We start from the raw sequence: 2,369 nt of genomic DNA on the forward strand, positions 1-2,369 counted from the left end.
GGACCGAAGCGAAGGAAGCAGCATAAAGCTGGTATAGTCCGTCTACGTCGGTGTCCGAGAAATGGGCAGCACCTCAGAGCGTCGAACGTGGGCGGGCGACCGCCCGCGGACCCGCGGCGGCGCCGGTTCACCTGGTGATCTTTCTTCTCCGGGATCGTGCGGGAGATACCCCGCGCCCGCAGCGACTCCCGGATCTTCTTGCTGGCGTAGGCCTTGTCTGCGAGGAGACGGTCAGGGCGGGTACGGGGCCGCCCTCGCCCCAGGCGCGGAACCCGGATACCAGCCATGACCTGGTCAAAATGGGTGCCATCGCTGGCCTGCCCGGGGGTCAGCACGATCGACAGCGGCCGGCCCCGACCGTCGCACGCCAGATGAATCTTGCTGGTCAGACCGCCCCGGGACCGGCCGATCGTCTCTTTCGCCGCTGACGGTCGATCATCCTCAGGGTCCGTGTTGATGTGCCGTTCCCCTTTTTAGTTTTCGCGGGGGCACGGCGGGCGCCGGCGGAGTGCTGATGGGCACGCACCACGGTGGAATCGATGCTGACCGTCCACTCGATCTTCCCAGCCGCGTCTTCGCGGACCTGGACCTGTGAGTGCAGCCGGTCCCAGGTGCCATCCCGTGACCAGCGGCGGAACCGGTCATAGACCGTCTGCCACTTCCCGTACCGCTCGGGGAGGTCCCGCCACGGCGCCCCGGTGCGGATCTTCCACAGGATCCCGTTCACCGTTGTGCGGTGATCCGCCCAGCGGCCACCGCGTGCCGGCTGGGCGGGCAACAACGGCTCTATCCGCGCCCACGCCGCGTCCGTGACCTCACCCCGACCCGTCATCAAGGCCGCCCCTTCGGGGCGGCAACCCCCACGCTGACCAGCCCGTTCATCGAGGCCAGGGCGCCGCACGCGCCACGCCGAACGGGGCCCCGGCCGGTCCGACCGCGCGCGGCGGGGCCCCGCCTCCCTCCGGTCGGCACCCCACCGGCGCGTCGGACCGGCCGCCCATTCGGCGCGTCGGAGCGTCGCGTTGGCCGTAGCACCGCATGAGCCACCGCCGGGTGGCACGAGTGTGATCCCCGGTGACAATGGTGGAGCATACGCACCATGCCAGGAAAGACTTCTGTATCGGCTTCTGAGCTGATTTCGGCACAATACTTCCATCTGAAAACTCTGCATCCAGCCGCAGGCGCACCGTTGGAGAGTCGCCGAGACGGGCGGAAGGCCGGCTCGCGGGAAGATCTGCGGTCAAGACCAGTCGATCTTTCGGGATGCGTCCGTGTCAGCGCACGCGAGGAAGCCGCCACGACAAGCTGCATCACGCAGCGCTTCTAAAGAATCACTCACGATGATATCTTTTCGAGTCGCGACCGGATCAGGTCCTTTGCGAAAACGAGCACGTTTTCGCCACTCGTCACTGTGAGGTGTATTTTGCGCAGGGTTATTCCGGCCCTTGTCGGGGCCGTCTTCCTAGCTGCGGTGACCGCGCTACCCGCCGTCGCAGCACAAACCGGGGACACTACGGCCACATTCCAGCTGACCAGCGGAACCCTTGATATCACCGTACCAACCGGGACAGTAGCTCTCGCCACAGGGGCGGTATCCGCCCCGTCACTCAGTGGCCAGTTGGGTGCGGTTACGGTCACGGACCTCCGCAGCGCAGACCCCGCATCCTGGACCGCCTCGGTCTCAGCAACGCCTTTCCAGAACGGAACACACACGCTCGCCGCGTCCTACGACACCGGCGTCGTCACCTCCACAATAATCCCCATCAGTGAATTTACGATCACCACTCCACTGACACTCTCCACGACTCCACAAAACCCGGTCGTACTCAACCCGACATGGCCGGGCGGAGGCGACAACACGGCCACCTGGAATCCCACCATCACCGCAACCATCCCGCCGACAGCCACCGCCGGTACCTACACATCGGTCGTCACGCACTCGGTCATCTAACGAAACGACCCACACCGTGCGACGTGTTCTAACCGCGCTCGCCGTGCTGGTGGCCGGGACCCTCATCCCGACCACCAGCACGTTCGCCGCGCCCCCACAGACCGCCAATCCGAAACCAGGAAGCATCGGCATCCGGCTACTCGACGCCCCGGCCGGCGCAGAAGAGGACCCACGAGCCCGCATCTACATCGTCGACTACCTGCGGCTCGGCGCCGTCATCCAGCGACACATCGAAGTCACCAACAAGACCGATGCGGTCGCGCACCTGGCCATCTACCCGGGCGCGGCCTCCATCAAAGACGGGACGTTCAACGTCGCCGCCGGACGTACCGGTAACGAACTTGAGGTGGGGCCCGTTCTTCGGACAGTGATCCCTATGAGGGATAATTGATCCGTGAACGGAGGAGATCAATGAGTC

At 65.4% G+C, this 2,369-nt stretch carries 1 protein-coding gene and 1 pseudogene; one reads left to right on the plus strand and one right to left on the minus strand.

Annotated elements, in window-relative coordinates:
* Positions 1-80 precede the first annotated feature (80 nt).
* Positions 81-832, minus strand: a pseudogene (locus MXD62_RS27275) (IS5 family transposase); the annotation flags it as partial.
* A gap of 1,135 nt (positions 833-1,967) precedes the next feature.
* Between MXD62_RS27275 and MXD62_RS27280 the strand changes: the two are divergent.
* A complete protein-coding gene (locus MXD62_RS27280; RefSeq protein ID WP_248832266.1) occupies positions 1,968-2,342 on the plus strand; it encodes a hypothetical protein in 375 nt (124 codons plus the stop codon).
* Positions 2,343-2,369: the final 27 nt, after the last annotated feature.

The organism is Frankia sp. Mgl5, assembly GCF_023242985.1.
In the GTDB taxonomy this organism is placed as follows: domain Bacteria; phylum Actinomycetota; class Actinomycetes; order Frankiales; family Frankiaceae; genus Parafrankia; species Parafrankia soli.